General features: G+C 73.3%; 20 protein-coding genes, 2 tRNA genes and 1 pseudogene. 15 read left to right on the forward strand and 8 right to left on the reverse strand.

What is annotated here, in order from left to right:
- Positions 1-138: 138 nt before the first annotated feature.
- Positions 139-214, reverse strand: a tRNA-Arg gene (locus O4U47_RS15540).
- Positions 215-693: 479 nt separating this feature from the next.
- Here O4U47_RS15540 and O4U47_RS15545 point away from each other — a divergent pair.
- Positions 694-1,746 carry a D-alanyl-D-alanine carboxypeptidase family protein gene (locus O4U47_RS15545; RefSeq protein ID WP_408638978.1) on the forward strand — a complete coding sequence of 351 codons (1,053 nt, stop codon included), beginning with the start codon at positions 694-696 and terminating at the stop codon, positions 1,744-1,746.
- A 64-nt stretch (positions 1,747-1,810) separates the two neighbouring features.
- On the opposite strand, the gene O4U47_RS15550 is transcribed toward O4U47_RS15545, so the two are convergent.
- Positions 1,811-2,236, reverse strand: a complete 426-nt coding sequence (locus tag O4U47_RS15550) for an MscL family protein (protein WP_270678581.1) — start codon at positions 2,234-2,236, stop codon at positions 1,811-1,813.
- A gap of 107 nt (positions 2,237-2,343) precedes the next feature.
- Positions 2,344-2,991, reverse strand: a complete 648-nt coding sequence (locus tag O4U47_RS15555) for an SAF domain-containing protein (RefSeq protein ID WP_270678582.1) — start codon at positions 2,989-2,991, stop codon at positions 2,344-2,346.
- Between the two features lie 155 nt (positions 2,992-3,146).
- Between O4U47_RS15555 and O4U47_RS31290 the strand changes: the two genes are divergently transcribed.
- Complete coding sequence (locus O4U47_RS31290) at positions 3,147-3,371, forward strand: hypothetical protein (protein WP_408638977.1); 225 nt, start codon at positions 3,147-3,149, stop codon at positions 3,369-3,371.
- A gap of 14 nt (positions 3,372-3,385) precedes the next feature.
- Here O4U47_RS31290 and O4U47_RS31295 read toward each other — a convergent pair.
- A pseudogene (locus O4U47_RS31295) lies at positions 3,386-3,526 on the reverse strand (FmdB family zinc ribbon protein); the annotation flags it as partial.
- 163 nt (positions 3,527-3,689) lie between these two features.
- Positions 3,690-4,274, reverse strand: a complete 585-nt coding sequence (locus O4U47_RS15565; RefSeq protein ID WP_270678584.1) for a 5-formyltetrahydrofolate cyclo-ligase — start codon at positions 4,272-4,274, stop codon at positions 3,690-3,692.
- 160 nt (positions 4,275-4,434) lie between these two features.
- Here O4U47_RS15565 and galU point away from each other — a divergent pair, with 160 nt between their 5' ends.
- The 11 genes from galU (at position 4,435) to O4U47_RS15620 (ending at position 13,683) form a co-directional block, all read left to right on the forward strand.
- Complete coding sequence (gene galU, locus O4U47_RS15570; RefSeq protein WP_270678585.1) at positions 4,435-5,367, forward strand: UTP--glucose-1-phosphate uridylyltransferase GalU; 933 nt, start codon at positions 4,435-4,437, stop codon at positions 5,365-5,367.
- A gap of 22 nt (positions 5,368-5,389) precedes the next feature.
- Positions 5,390-6,616 carry a molybdotransferase-like divisome protein Glp gene (glp, locus tag O4U47_RS15575; RefSeq protein ID WP_270678586.1) on the forward strand — a complete coding sequence of 409 codons (1,227 nt, stop codon included), beginning with the start codon at positions 5,390-5,392 and terminating at the stop codon, positions 6,614-6,616.
- A gap of 67 nt (positions 6,617-6,683) precedes the next feature.
- Positions 6,684-7,211, forward strand: a complete 528-nt coding sequence (moaC, locus tag O4U47_RS15580; protein WP_270678587.1) for a cyclic pyranopterin monophosphate synthase MoaC — start codon at positions 6,684-6,686, stop codon at positions 7,209-7,211.
- Entirely contained in the window at positions 7,208-7,732 is a 525-nt protein-coding gene (locus O4U47_RS15585) for a MogA/MoaB family molybdenum cofactor biosynthesis protein (RefSeq protein WP_270678588.1), read from the forward strand. Before moaC ends, O4U47_RS15585 begins: the two co-directional genes overlap by 4 nt.
- 153 nt (positions 7,733-7,885) lie before the next feature.
- Positions 7,886-8,518 (forward strand): GNAT family N-acetyltransferase, encoded by a 633-nt coding sequence (locus O4U47_RS15590; RefSeq protein ID WP_270678589.1) that lies wholly within the window; start codon positions 7,886-7,888, stop codon positions 8,516-8,518.
- Positions 8,519-9,028: 510 nt separating this feature from the next.
- Positions 9,029-9,730 (forward strand): divisome protein SepX/GlpR, encoded by a 702-nt coding sequence (sepX, locus tag O4U47_RS15595; protein ID WP_270678590.1) that lies wholly within the window; start codon positions 9,029-9,031, stop codon positions 9,728-9,730.
- 69 nt (positions 9,731-9,799) lie between these two features.
- Positions 9,800-9,873, forward strand: a tRNA-Ala gene (locus tag O4U47_RS15600).
- Between the two features lie 336 nt (positions 9,874-10,209).
- On the forward strand, positions 10,210-10,695 hold the full coding sequence (locus O4U47_RS15605; RefSeq protein ID WP_270678591.1) for a MarR family winged helix-turn-helix transcriptional regulator: 486 nt from the start codon (positions 10,210-10,212) through the stop codon (positions 10,693-10,695).
- 21 nt (positions 10,696-10,716) lie between these two features.
- Positions 10,717-12,132 carry a pyridoxal phosphate-dependent decarboxylase family protein gene (locus O4U47_RS15610; protein ID WP_270678592.1) on the forward strand — a complete coding sequence of 472 codons (1,416 nt, stop codon included), beginning with the start codon at positions 10,717-10,719 and terminating at the stop codon, positions 12,130-12,132.
- Between the two features lie 527 nt (positions 12,133-12,659).
- Complete coding sequence (locus O4U47_RS15615) at positions 12,660-12,878, forward strand: hypothetical protein (protein WP_270678593.1); 219 nt, start codon at positions 12,660-12,662, stop codon at positions 12,876-12,878.
- Positions 12,879-13,116: 238 nt separating this feature from the next.
- Positions 13,117-13,683 (forward strand): hypothetical protein, encoded by a 567-nt coding sequence (locus O4U47_RS15620; RefSeq protein WP_270678594.1) that lies wholly within the window; start codon positions 13,117-13,119, stop codon positions 13,681-13,683.
- A 40-nt stretch (positions 13,684-13,723) separates the two neighbouring features.
- Here O4U47_RS15620 and O4U47_RS15625 read toward each other — a convergent pair whose 3' ends face one another.
- On the reverse strand, positions 13,724-14,041 hold the full coding sequence (locus O4U47_RS15625) for a sec-independent translocase (RefSeq protein ID WP_270678595.1): 318 nt from the start codon (positions 14,039-14,041) through the stop codon (positions 13,724-13,726).
- A 246-nt stretch (positions 14,042-14,287) separates the two neighbouring features.
- Here O4U47_RS15625 and O4U47_RS15630 point away from each other — a divergent pair, with 246 nt between their 5' ends.
- Positions 14,288-15,190, forward strand: coding sequence for an ion transporter (locus O4U47_RS15630; protein ID WP_270678596.1), 903 nt, complete (start codon positions 14,288-14,290; stop codon positions 15,188-15,190).
- On the opposite strand, the gene O4U47_RS15635 is transcribed toward O4U47_RS15630, so the two are convergent.
- Positions 15,187-15,390, reverse strand: coding sequence for a cold-shock protein (locus tag O4U47_RS15635; RefSeq protein ID WP_017540722.1), 204 nt, complete (start codon positions 15,388-15,390; stop codon positions 15,187-15,189). The two genes, O4U47_RS15630 and O4U47_RS15635, sit on opposite strands and share 4 nt — an antisense overlap.
- Before the next feature lie 352 nt (positions 15,391-15,742).
- Complete coding sequence (locus O4U47_RS15640) at positions 15,743-17,374, reverse strand: dolichyl-phosphate-mannose--protein mannosyltransferase (RefSeq protein WP_270678597.1); 1,632 nt, start codon at positions 17,372-17,374, stop codon at positions 15,743-15,745.
- A 163-nt stretch (positions 17,375-17,537) separates the two neighbouring features.
- On the opposite strand from O4U47_RS15640, the gene rsmI reads away from it, so the two are divergent.
- Entirely contained in the window at positions 17,538-18,365 is an 828-nt protein-coding gene (rsmI, locus tag O4U47_RS15645) for a 16S rRNA (cytidine(1402)-2'-O)-methyltransferase (protein WP_270678598.1), read from the forward strand.
- The last annotated feature ends 76 nt before the right edge of the window (positions 18,366-18,441 follow it).

An 18,441-nucleotide genomic window follows, 5' to 3' on the forward strand; every position in this document is an offset into this window, starting at 1 on the left:
GACGGAACGGACCTCGGGCCGCGTCGCCACGACCCCCTGTCGCGGACCGCCACCGCTGCCCAGGGGTCGCAGAACGGGTCATGGGCGGCACTCGTGAGGCGTCAGCACTGGGCGGGGGCGAATCGTTGCCCGTTTGCGTGGCGGCCCCAGCAGGATTCGAACCTGCGACACCGGCTTTAGGAGAGCCGTGCTCTGTCCCCTGAGCTATGAGGCCTTGCAAGCCCCAGCGTAGCGGAGGAGCGGGGGCGTTCGTGTCCCGCACCGGCAGGGGCGGGCGCCCCGGGGCTCTCGTCCTCTGGGTGTGAGTACTCTTCTCTCTATAGGGTTGTCACTCCACCCGCGTGACATGCGCCACACCGTGCGCGCCGCTGGGGCGGGGCGGATCCCGGGGTGCGGCGGCGGCCAGGGGGGACGGCCCGGTCGGCTCCGGGCGCGGGGCCGCGGCCTGCTGGCCGGATGTGGACTTTGCAGTACCCTGCCATGCGGCCGCCCTACGGCCCGTGCACGACCGTGACCGATACAGGTAGCCGGAGGACTCACGTGCCGTTCTCTCTCGCATCGACGCGGCGGACGCCCCGCGCCAGGAGAAGCGGATCGGCGTCCCGTCCTCCGAGGCCGTCCCGGGGCCCGCGGCCCTCCTCCAGCGCGTCCGGGGCCCCGGTGTCGGCGGTCTCGCTTCCGCGCCCCCTGCGGGTGCGGCTCGCCCAGGGGATCGTCACCGTCCTGCTCCTCGGCGGCGTCCTGCTGCCCGCCGGAGAGGCCGCCGTCGCGCCGGTCACCGCCCCCGCCCATGCCGACGAGGACCTCGACGCCCTCGCCGAACAGGCGGAGCAGGCCAAGGAGGACCTGGAGAAGGCCACCGAGGACTACACCGACCGCGAGAAGGACCTCGACGCCGCCCAGGAGGAGCTGGTCTCCACGCTGCACGAGCTGCAGCAGACCGAGCTGGAGCTCGGCGACATGCGCGAGCCGCTCTCCCAGATGGCCAGCACCCTCTACCAGCAGCCCGACGCCGGGGCGCTGGGCCTGATGACCTCCGGCAGCGTCCAGCAGGACCTGCGCGTCGACTCCTACGTCAGCAAGCTCTCCGAGGACAAGGACGCCCTCATCGAGGAGGCCAACAAGCTGCGCGACCGCCAGGTCGAGCTCACCAACGAGGCCCAGAACCTGCAGGCCGAGACGCAGCTCGCCCGGGTCGAGCTCAAGTCCGACCTGGAGGACCTCAAGAAGCAGTCCGAGGAGAGCACCGAGAAGCTCACCAAGGAGCTGAAGGACCGCGGCCTGGACGTGGACGCCTACATGGCCGGAGTGGAGTGCGACCCCAGCAAGGGCGCGCAGGCCTCCAACTACCCCAACGGCCTGCTCCCCCAGGGTGCGCTGTGCGAGCTCCCGCAGGGCGGCGAGTTCCTGCGCGCCGACGCGGCCGTGGACTTCATGGAGATGAACCAGGCCTACGCCGACGAGTTCGGCAGCCAGATGTGCCTGACCAGCTCCTACCGCGACCTGCCGAACCAGCAGCGCGTCTACGCCGAGCAGCCCCCGGGCAACGCCGCCGTCCCCGGCACCTCCAACCACGGCTGGGGCCTGGCCGTCGACATCTGCGGCGGGGTGCAGAACCAGGGGTCGGCCCAGTTCAACTGGCTGGAGGCCAACTCCCGGAAGTGGGGCTGGTTCCACCCGCAGTGGGCCTACTCCAACCCCTTCGAGCCCTGGCACTGGGAGTACGAGGCCGCCAAGGCGGAGTGAGCGCAGTGACCGGGTGGGCCGCCCGGCCGGAGAGGGGGCGGGGCCCAGCGGCCCCGCCCGGGCCTCAGGCCGAGGCGGGCTCGCCTTCGGAGGCCTCCGGAGCGACCTCCGAGGTGCACTGCGGGCACCGGTCCGCCATGCGGTTGATCTCGCTGCGGCAGTGCGGGCACTCCCGCGTCGCCGCCTCCTCGGCCTTCGCGAGCCGGTCCATCAGCTTGGACACCGGCAGCACCACGAAGAAGTACAGCACCGCCGCCGTCAGCAGGAAGCCGATCAGCGCGTCCACGAAGGCGCCGTACAGGAAGCGGCTGCCGTTCACCTCGAAGTAGAGGTCGCCGAAGTGCGGCACCCCTCCGAAGATCCCCAGAAGCGGGGTGATGAAGCCTTCGGTGAAGGCCGTGATCAGTTCGGAGAAGACGGCGCCGATCACCACGGCGACCGCCAGCTGCACCAGGTTGCCCTGGAGCAGGAACCTCTTGAATCCGTCCATCGCTCGGTCGTCCCCTCCCGTTCTCACCGGCGGTCCTGTCCTGCGGCGCCCGGGGGCCGGGGGCGCCGGAACCGCGCCGAACAGGATTCACTACCCCCGGTCATCGGTCAAACGCGGATCGTCAGTGCAATCCCGCCGCGGACGGACGCCGCCGCCAGCGCCGCCGCCTCCCCCCGCTCCGCGGCGACCACGATGACCGCGCCGCCCACCCCGCCCGCCCCGCCGTCCTGCGGATCGGGGACGGCGACGACCGGCCGGTCCTGCGCCAGCACGACGGGCGGACCGGCCTCCGGGGCGGCCCCGGGCGGCGCCTCGGAGAGGGCGGGCGGCGCCGCCACCAGGTCCACCCGGTCGCCGGGTGCGACCGGCGCCGCCGCCTGCGCGTCGGCGACCCGCACCGGCACTGCCGCCGTGTCCGGCCCGTACCCGGCCGCGGGAGGGTCGGCCAACCGCGCGTCGGTGAGCACCTCACCGCGCCGGACCGGGCCGGTCAGCGCCCCGTCCACGGGCTCCTCGCCGGGGCGCAGCGCCCCGTCGGGCACCGCGTCCGCGGGCAGGGTGCGCACCTCCAGGTCGGCGGCGGCGACCGGGTCGAGCGGGGACAGGTCCCGCGCGGCGGCCACGACCTCGGTCCCGCCCTCGGGCGCCGGGCGCAGCAGCAGGACCGCCCCGGAGAGCGCCACCGCGGCGCACAGCGTCCCGACGGCGCCGCGGTGGCGGGCCAGGGCGAGGGCCGTCCGTCGCCGAAGCGTCATGGGGGAAGGCTAGGGCGCCGGGCGGCGGGGGCGGGCTCTGATCGCGGGGCTGTGGACACGGGGCTGCGGACGTACAGCGAAGGCCGGGACCCTGCGACAGGGTCCCGGCCTTCGGAAAGCCGTGGGCGGCGCGGAAGTTCTAGGCCGAGGCGGCCTTGGCGGGCGAGCCGCTCGACGAGCCCGACGAGGAGGTGCCGGACGGGGCCGACGAGCCCGACGAGCCGGAACCGCTGGAGGAGGACCCGCTCGACGCGGACGAGGAGCTCTCCGACGAGGAGCCGTTCGAGGAGGCCGACGCGTCGCCGTTCGACGAGCCGGACGCCCCGGAGGAGCTCGTGATCGCCGAGCTGTCGGAGGTCTTGGCGCTGTCGGTGCGGTAGAACCCCGAGCCCTTGAAGACGATGCCCACCGCCGAGTACACCTTGCGGAGGCGCCCTTCGCACGAGGGGCAGGTGGTCAGCGAGTCGTCGCTGAACTTCTGCACGACCTCCAGCGGTTCGCCGCACTCGGTGCAGACGTACTGGTATGTAGGCACGTGATCCTCCTTGCTGGCACTCTCGCCCGTCGACTGCTAGATAGTACGCGGTTGAACAGCGGTGCCGCGACCTCGGGGGCCGACACGCCGGGCTCCGCGCCGCCGGTGGATGCAACGCCGCCCGGCCTCCCGCTGTTCCGCGCCCCGCCCCCGCGCCGCCAGGTCACAGGCGCCGCAGTCCGCCTTCCGGGGTGAGAACCCCGTCCACGGGCCGGTCGTGGTCCTCGGCCGGCACCGACTCCAGGAACTCTGTGTCGTAAATCACCCCGAGCTTCAGGGCGTTCGGCCCGACCAGGGACAGCGCGCGGTCGTAGCATCCCGCCCCGCGCCCCAGCCGGTACCCCGCGTGGTCGACCGCCAGCGCCGGCGCCAGCACCACCGACGCCCGCGCGACCGCCTCCCTCCCGTACCTGGGGCCGGTCGGCTCCAGCAGCCCGAAGCGCGCGGGGGCCACGCTGTCCGGCCCCTCATAGGCCGCCCAGTCCAGCGACCGGTCCGACCGGAAGACCGGGAGCAGCACGTACACACCCCGCTTCCACAGCATCGTCACCAGCTTGCGCGTGTCCGGCTCGGCGTCCACCGAGTAGTACACGGCGACCGTCCCCGCGGTGGCCAGCTCGGGCACCTCGGCCGCCGCGTCCCGCAGCGCCGACCCCGCGCGGTCCCGGCGCTCCTCGGACAGGGCCGCACGCGCGTCGAGCAGCCGCGCCCGCAGCCGCTCCTTCTCCGACCTCGCATCAGCGTCCATGGGGGCGAGTCTGTCAGGAAGCGGCCGCGTGAGAAGGGGGAGAAGGGGCGGTGAACACCGTCCGCCCACACCCCGCGCGACCGGGCGTTTCTCCCGGATCCCCAGGTCAGCCCGCGCGCGGCGGCCCGATCCCGCTCCGACCGTGTCCTAGAGTGCGCTCATGACGGATACGCGACACTCCCTGCCCCGGGTGACCAAGGCCGTGGTCCCGGCCGCGGGCCTCGGCACGAGGTTCCTTCCGGCGACCAAGGCCACCCCCAAGGAAATGCTCCCGATCGTGGACAAGCCGGCCATCCAGTACGTCGTCGAGGAGGCCGTGGACGCCGGGCTGAACGACGTCCTCATGGTCACCGGGCGCAGCAAGCGCTCCATCGAGGACCACTTCGACCGGGCCTACGAGCTGGAGGAGGCGCTGCGCGCCAAGGACGACACCGAGCGGCTGCGGTCGGTGCGCGAGTCCAGCGAGCTGGCGCAGGTGCACTACGTGCGCCAGGGGGAGCCGCGCGGCCTGGGCCACGCCGTGCTGTGCGCCGACGCCCACGTGGCCGGGGAGCCCTTCGCGGTCCTCCTGGGCGACGACCTCATCGGCGCCAGCGAGGGGCTGCTCAAGCGGATGATCGACGTGCAGGCCGAGCGCGGCGGCAGCGTCGTCGCCCTCATGGAGGTGGAGCCCGAACAGGTCTCCCTCTACGGCTGCGCCGCCATCGAGTCCACCGACGACCCCGACGTGGTGCGCGTGACCGACCTGGTGGAGAAGCCGCCGCAGGAGTCGGCCCCCAGCCGCTGGGCGATCATCGGCCGGTACGTGTGCGCCCCCGAGGTCTTCGGGGTGCTGCGCGACACCCCGCCCGGGCGCGGCGGTGAGATCCAGCTCACCGACGCCCTGCGGGAGCTGGCCGGGCGCAGGCCCGACCAGGGCGGCCCGGTGCACGGGGTGCTGTTCCGGGGGCAGCGCTACGACACCGGAAACAGGCTCGACTACCTTCGCACTGTGGTGGAATTCGCGTGTGCGCGGCCCGACCTCGCCGCGGAGTTCGTTCCGTGGCTCCGCGAGTTCGCGGCGGCGCAGGACCCCGGCGACCTGCCGGGGTGACACCCGCTTCGAGAGGGGACCGATGAAGAGCGTCGAGAGGCACATCACCGACATCCTCGGGCTGGTGCGCCCGCTCCCCCCGATCGAGCTGGACCTGCTGCGCGCCCAGGGGGCCGTGCTCGCCGAGGACGTGACCGCCCCCGTGGCGCTGCCGCCCTTCGACAACTCCGCCATGGACGGCTACGCCGTGGTCGCCGCCGACGTGGCCGGCGCGAGCGGGACGGCGCCCGTGCGCCTGCCCGTGGCCGGGGACATCGCCGCCGGGGACACCGGCGCCCACGCGGTCCGCAGCGGCTACTGCGCCCGCATCATGACCGGCGCCCCGATGCCCGCCGGAGCCGACGCCGTGGTGCCGGTGGAGTGGACCGACGGCGGCCGCGCCGAGGTGTCCGTGCACCGCCCCGCCGCCGCGGGCAACGCGGTCCGCCGCGCCGGAGGGGACGTGCGCGAGGGGGACACGGTGCTGCGGGCCGGCGCCCGCCTGGGCGCCGCCGAGCTGGGCGTGCTCGCCTCGGTGGGGCGGCGCACCGCACCGGTGCGCCCGCGGCCCCGGGTGGCGGTGCTGTCCACCGGCGAGGAGCTGGTCGAGCCGGGCAAGCCGCTGGCGCCCGGCCAGATCTGGGAGTCCAACGGCTACATGCTCACCGCGGCGGCGATCGCCGCGGGCTGCGACGGCCACCGGCACTCCTTCGTCGGCGACGAGCCCGCCGCCGTGCTGGACGCGATCGACGACGTGCTGATGCAGGCCGACATCGTGGTCACCACCGGCGGGGTCAGCATGGGCGCCTACGACCCGGTCAAGGAGGCCCTCTCCGGACTGGGGACGGTGCGCTTCGAGCAGGTCGCCATGCAGCCGGGCAAGCCGCAGGGGTACGGCACGGTGGGGGAGGACGCCACGCCGATCATCACCCTGCCGGGCAACCCGGTGAGCGCCTTCGTGTCCTTCTACGTCCTGCTGCTCCCGGCGCTGCACCGCATGCAGGGGGTGGCGCCCGACCCGCTGCCCACGGTCTCCGCGCGCCTGGCCGCCCCGGTCTCCTCGCCGCCCGGCCGCCGCTCCTACCTGCGCGTGCGCCTGGAGGAAGACCCCGGGGCCGACGGCGGCCCGCGGGCGGTCCCCGCGTCCCGGCAGGCCTCCCACCAGCTCTCCGCCCTGGCCGACGCCGACGGCCTGGCGGTGGTCCCCGAGGACGCCGAGAGCCTGCCCGAAGGGACCGAGGTCGCCGTGCTGCGACTGCCCCGGCCCTGACCGCCCGCCGCCCCGCGCCTCGGCGGGGACCTGCGCGCCCGCGGGCGGGTGGGATACCTTCGGTGCCATGTCCGCACCATCTCCCCACTCCTCCGGGTTCACCCACCTCGACGCGGCGGGCGCGGCCCGCATGGTGGACGTCACCGGCAAGGAGGTCTCCGCCCGCTCGGCCACCGCCTCCGGCCGGGTCCGCGTCTCGGCCGCGGTGGTCGAGGCCCTGCGCGGCGGCACCGTGCCCAAGGGCGACGCGCTCGCGGTGGCCCGCATCGCCGGGATCCAGGCCGCCAAGCGCACCCCCGACCTGGTGCCGCTGTGCCACCCCATCGCGATCCACGGCGCCGACGTCGGCCTGCGGGTGCGCGACGAGGACGTGCTCATCTCCGCCACCGTCCGCACCGCCGACCGCACCGGCGTGGAGATGGAGGCCCTCACCTGCGTGACGGCGGCCGCCCTCGCGCTGGTCGACATGGTCAAGGCGATCGACCCGGCGGCCGTGGTCACCGACGTGCGGGTGGAGGAGAAGACCGGCGGCAAGACCGGCCACTGGACCCGCCCGGACGGGGCCGCGGACACCGGTGCCGGGGACCCGCGGTGAGCGGCGGCCCCTACCGCGCGGTCGTGGTCACCGCCTCCAACCGCGCCGCCGCCGGGGTCTACCCGGACCGCTCCGGCCCGGTGCTGGCCGAGGCGCTGCGCGCCGCCGGGTTCGAGGCCGACGGCCCGTGGGTGGTCCGGGACGGCCCACCCGTCGCCGAGGCCCTCCGGCGGGCCCTGGAGGCGGGGTACGACGCCGCCCTCACGACCGGCGGCACCGGCCTGACCCCCGGGGACGCGACCCCCGAGGCCACCCGCGGGCTGCTGGTCAGCGAGATCCCCGGCATCCCCGAGGCGCTGCGCGCCGCCGGACGGGAGAAGGGCGTGCCGTCGGCGATCCTCTCCCGCGGGCTGGCCGGGGTGGCCGAGCGCGAGGGCGACGGCCACCGCATGCTCGTGGTGAACCTGCCCGGCTCCAGCGGCGGCGTCCGCGATGGCATGGAGGTGCTGTCGCCCGTGCTGGCCCACGCCATCGACCAGATGCGCGGCGGCGACCACCCCCGGCCCGCGGGCGGCGCGTGAGCGGCGGACCGGCCGCACCGCCCCGCTCCGCGGCCGGAGTGGAATACTGGGACGTGTCGCCCGGGACCGCCCGGGGGACCTTGGGCCCGGGCGCGGCCGGCGCGGCACCCGGGACGGCAGCGACCCGCGAGGCGCCGGGGAGGACGAGCGACGTTGAGTCGGATACGCGGCTGGCCCGTCACGCTCACCGAGGGCCCTGTCGGGCTGCGGCCGCTGCGCGTGCGGGACGCCCGTGCCCTCCGGGAGACGCGGGTGCGCAACGCCGAGTGGCTGCGCCCCTGGGAGCCCACCCACCCCGAGATGCCGCTGCAGACCTCGTCCCTGACCCCGTACGTGGCCATGCTCCAGGCGATCCGCCGGGAGGCGCGCCACGGCCTGTCCATGCCCTGGGCCGTCACCTATGAGGGCCGTTTCGCCGGGCAGCTGACGGTCAGCGCCATCGTGTGGGGATCGGCGCGGTCGGCGCAGGTGGGCTACTGGATCGACCGGGAGGTCGCCGGGCGCGGGGTCACCCCGACGGCGGTCGCCCTGGCCGTGGACCACTCCTTCTTCACCGTGGGGCTGCACCGCATCGAGGCCAACATCCGCCCGGAGAACCGGGCCAGCCGCAGGGTCGCCGAGAAGCTCGGCTTCCGCGAGGAGGGCGTGCGGCAGCGGCAGCTGCACATCGACGGGGCCTGGCGCGACCACATCTGCTACGCGCTGACCGTCGAGGACGTCCCGGGCGGGCTGCTCGCGCGCTGGCGCACCCGCCAGGACGGCAGGACGGCCGAGGGGCGCTCCTGAGAGTGCCGCGCCGCGGCACCGGGACGGACCGGACGATCCGGGCGTGGATGCGCGGGGAGCCGAATGTGCCCGCGCTGTGCGACCATGGCGGCGCCGCGCGTAGCCGGGGTGTCGAGGGCCGGTCCCGGCCGCCTCGCCGAAGCCCTGTCGGAGGCGGGCCGGGCGCGGGATAATCTCCGGAACCGGCGCGGGGCGCCGGTGGCGCGGCGGACGCCGCGCCCGCTTTCGTTTCTCCTCGCGGAGGAGGTGGCCGAGGAAGAGGAAGACTGCAATCTCACGACACTCCGGTCCGAATATTGCGCATTTACGGACACTCGGTCGTACCGTGCGGAACGTAGACGCATCAACGATGTCGGTAACACGTACATACGGCGCATGGGGGACGGCGCATGGAACGCTGAGCCGCGCAGTCGGCTGCGGGGCCGTGGTGCCGGATCCCGGCCGTAGGCGGGGACCGGTGTCGCCGGGGCGTCTGGGAGTGTCCGGTGGCCGGCGGTGCGAGGAGGGGCGATGAACAGTTCTGCCCTGTACCTCGCCATTGTCGTCGTCTGGCTGATCGTCCTGGTCCCCATGCTGATGCGGCGCGACGGCGCCGAACCCGAGCCGGGCGCCGAGCCCGACGCCGACCGTGAGGCGGACCGCGGCGCCGAGGACCGCGTGGAGGACGAGGAGGAGCGCGGCCCCGCCGAGGAGGCCGACGACGACCCCGACCGCACCCGCATCCTCTCCTACGACGAGTACCTCCCGGGACCGCGCGACGGGGCCGCCGAGTCCTGGGCCCCCCGGGAGGAGCCCGAGCCCGCACCCGTGGAGGAGCGCCGCCGGGCCCCGGCCCGCCGCGCCGCCGCCCCCCGGGTCCGGCAGACCCGTGCGCGGGTGATCGCCCGTCGCCGCCGCCGCACGCTCGCGCTGTGCACCCTGCTGGCCGCGACCGCGGCCGCCGTCGGGATGGGGCTGGGCCCGTGGTGGGTGCTGGCCCCGCCGGTGCTGCTGCTCACCGGGCACCTGGCGCTGCTGCGCGAGGCGGCGAAGGCCGACGCCGAGCGCCGCGCCGCCGCCGAGGGCCTCCGGCGCCGCCGGGCGGCGGCGCGGCGGCGGGCGGAGGCGGTGCGCGCCGCCCGCACGGCCGAGGTCATCGACATGCCCGCGCCCCGGGACCAGGAGGTCTACGACCAGTACGCCGACGCCCACCAGCGCGCCGTCGGCGACTGAGGCCCCTGCACCCCGGGGAAAGTCGTTCAGAGCACCCGTGCGGAGCTGCTAGGCTGGGGAACGTCTTGAGGGGCTGTAGCGCAGTCCGGTAGCGCACCTCGTTCGCATCGAGGGGGTCAGGGGTTCGAATCCCCTCAGCTCCACCCCAAGGGTCTTGCTGGGACACGTGCCTGAATGAAGGCCGCGAAGTAGGACCGTTGCGCTTGACAGCGTGCAAGGACCACCCGCGTTGCGGGTGGTCCTTTCGTCTGTGTCCATCTTCTGAGGCTTCCCCGTGCTGGGAGGCGTCTGCTTCGAACTCGGCCGGCGGGGCCAGGCCCCTGTGCCGCGCAGCGGTGAACGTGCGGACGGGAAAGGTGCGCACGCCTCGGATATAGCTGTAGCGACAGTTGATTATGAACCGCGTTGTCGGTGGACTACGGGCTCTAACTGCGCATATGGGCTTCATCTCTTCTATATTTTACTGTACAGTCAGGTTTATGAAGGGCGATGCGGGGCTCATCGACAACGAGGCGGTCGTCCTGTACGGCGACGTCCTGCGCCTGACGGACGCGGTCGGCGGACGGGCCGAACGGCTCATCCGGGAGGCTTCCGGGCTCACCGGATCCGAGTTCGAGGCCCTGCTGCGGCTCGCCCGGCATCCGGAAGGCCGCACCACCAGCGCCCGTCTCGCCGAGGACCTCTCCTTCACCTCCGGCGGCCTGACGCGGCTGATCACCCGCATGGAAGAAGCCGGGCTGCTCATCCGGCACCCCCACCCCGACGACCGCCGGGCCGTGCTGCTGGAACCGACCGCACACGGCCGGGACCTGCTGCGGCGAGCGCTGGAAGCGCACGTGCCCCAGATCACCGCGGACCTGTTCGACCCGCTCACCCCGGTCGAGCGGCTGATCCTGCGGGAACTGGTCACGAAACTGCTGACCCGCTCCTCCCGCGGTCCGGTGAAGGACCGGACACAGCCCTAACCTCGGAGCGCAGGACATCACATGAACGAGCTTCCCCACCCCGCACCGCTGGCGACCGGACCGGCCGCGGCAGAACAACTCGGCGGGTACCTCTCGACGGCCGTGCGGGAGATGTCCCGCTGGATGGCCGAGTTCGGACCCTACCGCCCCCACGCCTCGCTCCAGGTCGACGAGACGTCCTTCCGGGCGGCCCTCGACGACCTGCTGGGGCGGCTGCGGGACAACTACCCGTTCTTCCACCCCCGCTACGCGGGACAAATGCTCAAACCGCCGCACCCGGCCGCCGTGATCGGGTACGTCGCCGCGATGACGGTCAACCCGAACAACCACGCGCTCGACGGCGGACCGGCGACCGCGCGGATGGAGCGGGAGGCGGTGGCCCAGCTGGCCACCATGTTCGGCTACGACGATCACCTCGGGCACCTGACGAGCAGCGGCACCATCGCCAACCTCGAAGCGCTGTTCGTCGCGCGGGAATCGCATCCGGGCAAGGGGATCGCGTTCAGCGCCGACGCCCACTACACCCACGGGCGGATGTGCCACCTCCTCGGCGTCCCCGCACATCCCGTCGCCACCGACGACCGCGGCCGCATCGACCTGGACGCCCTCGAGGAGGTGCTGCGGACCGGGACGATCGGCACGGTCGTGCTGACGACCGGAACCACCGGACTCGGCGCGGTCGACCCGGTTCACGAGGCGCTTGCGCTGTGCTCGCGATACGGGACCCGCATCCATGTGGACGCCGCATACGGCGGCTTCTTCCGCCTGATCGCGGACGACACCGCCGAAGGGGTGGCGTCGGCGCCGTTCACCGCGATCGCCGACTGTGACTCCGTGGTCGTCGACCCGCACAAGCACGGCCTCCAACCCTATGGCTGCGGCGCCGTGCTCTTCAAAGACCCCGATGTGATGCGGTTCTACCGGCACGACTCGCCCTACACCTACTTCACCTCCGACCAGCTGCACCTGGGTGAGATCTCGCTGGAATGCTCCCGGTCCGGGGCGGCGGCCGCGGCGCTGTGGTTGACCTTCCAGGTTCTGCCGCCCACGCCCGAGGCGCTCGGCGCGGTACTGCGCCCCGGGCGCCGCGCGGCCCTGCGCTGGGCATCGCTGCTGGGCGAGTCCGCCGAGTACGCCCTCTACCAGGAACCCGAACTCGACATCGTCACCTACCTGCCGCGGCGCAGGCGGCTGTCCGAGGTCGACCGGGTGTCCGCGCACGTGCTCGAAACGGGGATGGCGCTGCCGCCCGACGAAGCCGTCTTCGTCGCGACCTACGACGTCAGCGCAGCGGAGCTCGCCGGCCGCGGCCATCCGGTGACCGCTGACGCGGATCGAGGGCGCATCCTGCGCAGCGTCCTGATGAAGCCGGAGAGCGAGGCCCACGTCTCCCTGTTGCTGCCCCGGCTCGAGAAGCTCGCAGCGGCAGCACACTGAGACCGGCGGTCTCCAGGACGCGAAGCCCGGTTCCCGGTTCTCCGGGGCCGGGCTCTCGCCGCTTCCGGGGTCCGTCCCGCGGCGGCCGGGGGCCCAGAAGAGCCATCTTTCCCGGAGACCGCCCCACCTTAACGCGCCCGATGCGGTACGTTCGGGCCATGCGCTGAATTTACCCCGAGAAGCAGGGGAATTCACCGTCCGCAGGGCCGCGGAACCGGTCGACGAAAGTCCCGGAGCCGTGGGGACCGGCGGTCCGCGCGCGATCGCGGGACGGCGAGGGGGATTCTTCCGCGTCCGGCGGGCCCGCGTCCGCGCGAAGCACTGTTCCTGCCGGTCACAGGCGTGACCGAGGGGTGATCCCGCGCCCTGGCCCGACCGGGCGCCAATGATGGTGCGGACTTTTTACCACATGGTCAGAAAAAGGGCTTGGATCGACATTAATATGTGCATCTGGGTCTTGTGCGCACTGTGACCGTTAGGTCATCTTATTCACGGGGATGGACGACGAAACGAGTGAAAGGTGCGTTGTGCTCAAGAGGATCTGCGTGATCGCGGCCATAGCCGGAGCCGCCGTCACGGGCGCCTCGCTCCCCGCATCCGCGGAGCAGGCCGCCTCCCCGGAGGCCGGCGCCGCCTGGCGGGCCGCCGGGTGGAGCTGGTGGGCCGGGTGGAGCTGGTGGACCACCGACACCATCGGTGAGGTCTCCATCGACTTCGTCGAGAAGCTCTTCCCGGAAGGGGAGTGACCCGGACGGCGGCGGGGTAGGCGGCGGCGCACGCGCACGACCGACCGGCGGAGGCCGTGACGGGCGCCATGCCCCCCGCGCTGAGAGCCCGGCCCGGAACCTGCGGGCCGGGCTCGGCCGTGTCCGGGGCCCCGAACGAACGGGCGCACCCCCGTCCCGCCGCCCGGTTGCCCCGCCCCCGCCGGGGGTAGGGAGCAGGCGAGGACCCCCGCGCCCCGCGTGAGCGAGGAAGGCACCAGTGACCGATCGCCCCCACCCCGCGGGCGGTGCGGACCGCCCCGACCGCCCCCAGTACCCGGGCGGGACCGAGTACCCCGAGGCCGAGACCCTGCCGGGCGGCTACCACCTTCCCGAGCAGGGGGCGCCCCGGTGGCGGCCGGCGCCGGAGCCGGCCGACGCGGGCGCCGACGAGGAGGCCGTGGCCGGGACCCCGTTCCGGCGCAGCACCCCCGCGCGCCGCAAGCGCATCCCCGAGCTCCGCGGCGGCGGCCTTGCGCGCCTCATCGCGGTGACGGTGTTCTTCGTGATGGCCACCGGGAGCGCGGCCGACTACATCGACCCCTCCACCCGCGCCTTCTGGCACCTGCTGTTCTGGGCCGGCATCGGGACGGCGGCGGTGGTGTCCTTCGCCCGCGAGCGGCGCAACGGATGGGAGCCGGGGCCGCGGTGGGTGTGGCCCGCGGCGGCGCTCGGCGGGACGCTCCTGGCCGAGCTGCTGATCGTGCTCTTCGGGTCCCCGGTGATCCTGGTCGCCTCGGCGGTGGTCGGCGCCCTGTTCCTGTTCATCGTCATGCTGTTCGGCTGACGCCCCCCGGGGTGCGGGGCGCGGCGCGGAGGTTTCGCCGTCAGGTCGCCTCGTCGTCGAACGGCGGGCGCCGTCCGTTCAGCTGCGAGACCGGGCGCTGCGCCGCCTCGTCCTCGTCCTCGGCCTCCCAGAAGTGCTTCTGCACGAAGCGCTTGGGGTTGAGGTCCTCCACGTCGAAGTCCTTGAACTCCGGTCCGAGCCCGTCGCGGATGTCGCTCTTGGCGCTGTCGGCCATCCGCCGCAGCTGCCTGAGCACCGATCCGACCTGCTTGGCGGCCTTGGGGAGCTGGTCGGGACCGAAGACCAGGACCGCGAGCAGGCCGAGAACGAGGAACTCCCCCATCCCGATGTTGAACATGCCCATCCTTCCGTCGGCCCCCCGGCCCACCTGCCGGTACCCCATGCAGGTTAGCCGCTCCGGAACCGGACCGGCACAGCGCACCCCCGGGCCGGGACCGCGCCCGACCCGTCACGGCCGGTCCGGAAACGTCCTTATGGTCCCCCTTGTCCGCCGCCCTCCTGCTCCGCCCCGCATCCGGGGGTTAAGGTGGGGTCCCGTTCGGGGAGGCCGCACGCGGGTGCTTCGGGGCGGGGGAGGGGACAGGTGGGCGAGCCGACGCTGCGCGGACGCGCGGTGGAGACCGTGGACGCCGGATGGTTCCGCAACACGGTGATCGTTCTCATCCTCCTCAACGCCGTCACCCTGGGGCTGGAGACCTACGAGGGGCTCCTGCGCGCTTGGGGCCCCGCCTTCCGGCTGGCCGAGACGACCTTCGTCGGCCTGTTCGCCGCCGAGCTGCTGCTCAAGATGTACGCCCGGGGCAGGGCCTTCTTCCGCGACCCGTGGAACTGGTTCGACCTGGCCGTGGTGGGCGTGGCGCTGGTGCCGGCCTCGGCCGGGTTCTCGGTGCTGCGCCTGCTGCGGATCCTGCGCATCCTCCGCCTGATCAGCGTGGTCCCGCAGATGCGCCAGATCGTGAGCGCGCTCTTCCGCGCGGTGCCGGGGATGGGCACGGTGATCGGCCTGCTGCTGATCATCGTCTACACCTCGGCGGTGCTGGGGGAGAAGCTGTTCGGCGACACCGCTCCCGCCTACTTCGGCGACCTGGGCACCTCGCTGTTCACCCTGTTCATGGTGATGACCACCGAGGACTGGCCGGACGTCGCCGAGGCGGTGATGGCCGTGCACCCGGCGGCCTGGGTGTTCTTCGTCTGCTACCTGGTGGCGACCACCTTCATCATCCTCAACCTGGTGATCGGCGTGATCGTGACCGCGCTGGAGCAGGAGGTCAACGCCGAGCGCTGGCGGGAGGACCAGGAGCTGGAGCAGGAGCAGCACGACGCGGTGATGGTCCGCCTGGACGCGCTCACCGAGCAGGTGGCGCTGCTGCGGGCGCAGGTCGGCGAATCGGCGGCGCCGCAGGGGGAGCAGGGCGCGGGCATGCGAAAGCCCTCCGCCCGGAGACCGGGCGAAGGGCCGAGTTCAGGAGCGTTCGGGAGCGCTTAGAGCGACCGCACGTTGGAGGCCTGCGGCCCCTTCGGCCCCTGGGTGATCTCGAACTCGACCGACTGGTTCTCTTCCAGGTTCCGGAAGCCGGTACCCGCGATCGCCGAGTAGTGCACGAACACGTCCGGGCCGCCGCCCTCGACGGCGATGAACCCGAAACCCTTCTCAGAGTTGAACCACTTCACGGTGCCCTGAGCCATTTGCTCTCCCTTTGGGGACTACTTTCGGGACCGCACCCTGCTGGTCCCGGGTTGCTGGGCGCCCGCCCCCGGGGAGTCTCCTGCCCAAACGACCGGCGCCCGCGCGAAGTTCCGCGAGGCGCCTAAGCTACCGTGGAAACCGCAACCGCAACCGGGACCAGACACTACCAGTCGCCCCCCGGGTTGCCGAGACCTTTCCGTGTGAAAATCCCGAGGCGCGAAATGGAATTTTCGCCGTTCGCCGGACGTTGATTTCTCTCCTGTCGCGCGGTCTCCCGCCGTTCACACGGCGGCGCCCCCGCCGCCCCGGACCGGGGCGGCGGGGGCGCCGTGCACGGCCGCCGCGGGGCGCTCAGCCGGAGCCGCCGCTGCCGAAGATCCAGGTGTCGAACCACATCCGCTGCGCCCACTGGTCGTAGGGGATCGTCTCGGCGCTGAGCACCGGGTACAGGAATGCGAAGTTCGCGATCACCAGCAGCAGCACCACGCCGAACAGCACCCCGCCCAACGCCCGCCGGGCGGGCAGATAGGCGGCGCCTTTCTCTCCGTCGCCCATGGCCAACCCCAGCATCAGCACGATGGCCAGCACGATGAACGGCAGGAACGGAAGGGCGTAGAACACGAACATGGTGCGCTCGGGGTAGGCGAACCAGGGCAGCCAGCCGGCGGCCACGGACAGCAGCACCGCCCCCGCGCGCCAGTCCCGGTAGGTCAGCCACCAGCCGAGCATGACCGCCAGCGCGACCAGCCCGATCCACCACAGCGCCGGGGTGCCGATGCTCAGAATGGCGGTGGAGCACTTGTCGGTTCCGCAGCCGCCGGAGTCCCCGTCGTAGAAGAACGCCACCGGGACCCGCATGATGAGCCACTCCCAGGGCTGCGACGCGTAGTCGTGCGGCTCGGACAGCCCGCTGTGGAACTCCATCATCTGCGCGTGGTAGTGGATCAGCCCCCGCAGCGCGTTGACCGGGGCCTCCAGCCAGTCGGGGAGGCGGGAGACGCCCGCGCCCGCGTTCTCGGCGCCCCACTGCCGGTCGTAGGCGCCGGACGAGGCGAACCAGCCGGCCCAGGAGGCCACGTAGACCACCGCCCCCACGACCACGGTCTGCGCGAACGCCGGGATCGCGTCGAAGAGCAGCCACCGGATGCGCAGGTCCCGCAGGCCGCCGCCGCGGCTCTGCCCCGCGCTGCGCCGCGCACCGTAGTCCCAGGCGACGGTGAGCAGGCCGAACGCCGCCATGAAGAACAGCGCGTTCCACTTGGTGCCCACGGCCAGCCCCAGGCACAGCCCGGCGGCCAGACGCCACCAGCGCACGCCCAGCCACGCCGCCGCGGGGGAGGCGGCCAGCCGGTCCCGCATCCGGTCCCGGTCGGCGAGGAGGCAGGCGAAGGCGGCCAGCACCCAGAAGGTCACGAACACGTCCACCATCGCCAGGCGGCTCATGGTGAAGTGCAGCCCGTCCAGGGCCAGCAGCAGCCCGGCGGCCGCGGCCAGCAGCCACGAGCGCGTCATGCGCAGCGCGACGCGCACCATGACCAGGACCGTCAGCGCGCCGATGAGCGCCGAGGCCACCCGCCAGCCCTCGGGGGTCATGGACGTGCCGAACGGCAGCAGGCCCCACAGCTGGTCGCCGAGGGCGATCATCCACTTGCCGACCGGCGGGTGGACCACGAAGTCCGGTCCCCCCGCCCAGATGTCGGGTACACCCTGGGCGAGGAGGTCGTCGGCGTTGTCCAGGGTGTTGTGCTCGTAGCCGTAGCGCCAGAGGGAGAAGGCGTCCTTGGCGTAGTAGGTCTCGTCGAAGTAGATCTCGGGCGGCTGCCCGAGGCGGATGAAGCGCAGCACCCCCGCGAAGAGGGCCAGCGCGGCCGCCGCGGCCCACCCGGGCCACGAGGGCCGGGGCATCGGGGGCTGCGGCCGCGCGGGCGCGTGCGCGGTGGAGGGAGCGGGGTCCGCCGCGTCGGGCGGTGCGGTCGTGGTCATCGCGGCTCTTATAGTCGGGTCGGGGACGGGTGGCCGTGCCGGACCGGCGGCCGTCGGGCAGTGCCAACCGGGCAGTGCCAACCGTAGCGTCTAACACCGGGGGCGATAAGTGACCGACGGGCCTGCTGTGGCGCAGGGCGCCGCACCTGCGCAAGGGGCCGGCGTGCTGACGCTGGCCGGGATCCCCATCGGCAACGGGGAGGACGCCCAGCCGCGGCTGCTCGCCGCCATCGAGGGGGCCTCGCTGATCGCCGCCGAGGACACCCGGCGGCTGCGGCGGTTCACCGAGCGGATGGGAATCCGCCCGGGCGGCGAGGCCGGGGCGCGCATCGTGTCCTACTACGACGCCAACGAGGCCCGGCGCGCCGAGGAGCTCCTGGAGGAGCTGCGGGCGGGGCGGGACGTGCTGCTGGTGACCGACGCCGGGATGCCCGGCGTGTCGGACCCGGGGTACCGCCTCGTGGCGGCCTGCGCCGAGGCGGGCGTCCGGGTGACGGCGATCCCCGGCCCCTCGGCCGTGACCACCGCGCTGGTGCTGTCCGGCCTGCCGACCGACCGCTTCTGCTTCGAGGGCTTCCCGCCCCGCAAGGGGCAGGACCGCTACTTCGACGGCCTGGCCGCCGAGCGCCGCACCATGGTGTTCTTCGAGAGCCCGCACCGCCTGGCGCCGACGCTGGTGGCGATGGCGCACGCGTTCGGCGGCGACCGGCGGGCCGCGGTCTGCCGGGAGCTGACCAAGACCTACGAGGAGGTCCGCCGCGGCGGCCTGGTGGACCTGGCCGAGTGGGCCAAGGGCGAGGTCAAGGGCGAGATCAGCATCGTCGTCGAAGGGGCGCCGCAGCGGCGGGAGTCCCTCGGCCCGGACGACTACGTCGCGGCCGTCGCCGAGCTGGAGGCCCGCGGGGTGCCGCGCAAGCAGGCCATCCAGGAGGCCGCCCGTGAGCTGGGCGTCCCCAAGCGCGAGGTGTACGCGGCGGTGCACGGGATCTGACACCGGTGGCGTTGATCTCGGGGAATTCGACGCTACCCGCGCGGTTTTAGCGTCGTTCTTCCCCGAGATCAACGGG

It is taken from the genome of Nocardiopsis suaedae, from assembly GCF_027706745.1.
Lineage (GTDB): Bacteria > Actinomycetota > Actinomycetes > Streptosporangiales > Streptosporangiaceae > Nocardiopsis_A > Nocardiopsis_A suaedae.

Coding starts and splice junctions, on each gene's coding strand:
- O4U47_RS15555 (WP_270678582.1), bottom strand. CDS start 2,991: ATGACGCTTCGGCGACGGACGGCCCTCGCCCTGGCCCGCCACCGCGGC.
- galU (WP_270678585.1), top strand. CDS start 4,435: ATGACGGATACGCGACACTCCCTGCCCCGGGTGACCAAGGCCGTGGTC.
- O4U47_RS15605 (WP_270678591.1), top strand. CDS start 10,210: ATGAAGGGCGATGCGGGGCTCATCGACAACGAGGCGGTCGTCCTGTAC.
- sepX (WP_270678590.1), top strand. CDS start 9,029: ATGAACAGTTCTGCCCTGTACCTCGCCATTGTCGTCGTCTGGCTGATC.
- O4U47_RS15550 (WP_270678581.1), bottom strand. CDS start 2,236: ATGGACGGATTCAAGAGGTTCCTGCTCCAGGGCAACCTGGTGCAGCTG.
- O4U47_RS15640 (WP_270678597.1), bottom strand. CDS start 17,374: ATGACCACGACCGCACCGCCCGACGCGGCGGACCCCGCTCCCTCCACC.
- moaC (WP_270678587.1), top strand. CDS start 6,684: ATGTCCGCACCATCTCCCCACTCCTCCGGGTTCACCCACCTCGACGCG.
- glp (WP_270678586.1), top strand. CDS start 5,390: ATGAAGAGCGTCGAGAGGCACATCACCGACATCCTCGGGCTGGTGCGC.
- O4U47_RS15625 (WP_270678595.1), bottom strand. CDS start 14,041: ATGTTCAACATCGGGATGGGGGAGTTCCTCGTTCTCGGCCTGCTCGCG.
- O4U47_RS15635 (WP_017540722.1), bottom strand. CDS start 15,390: ATGGCTCAGGGCACCGTGAAGTGGTTCAACTCTGAGAAGGGTTTCGGG.
- O4U47_RS15610 (WP_270678592.1), top strand. CDS start 10,717: ATGAACGAGCTTCCCCACCCCGCACCGCTGGCGACCGGACCGGCCGCG.
- O4U47_RS15565 (WP_270678584.1), bottom strand. CDS start 4,274: ATGGACGCTGATGCGAGGTCGGAGAAGGAGCGGCTGCGGGCGCGGCTG.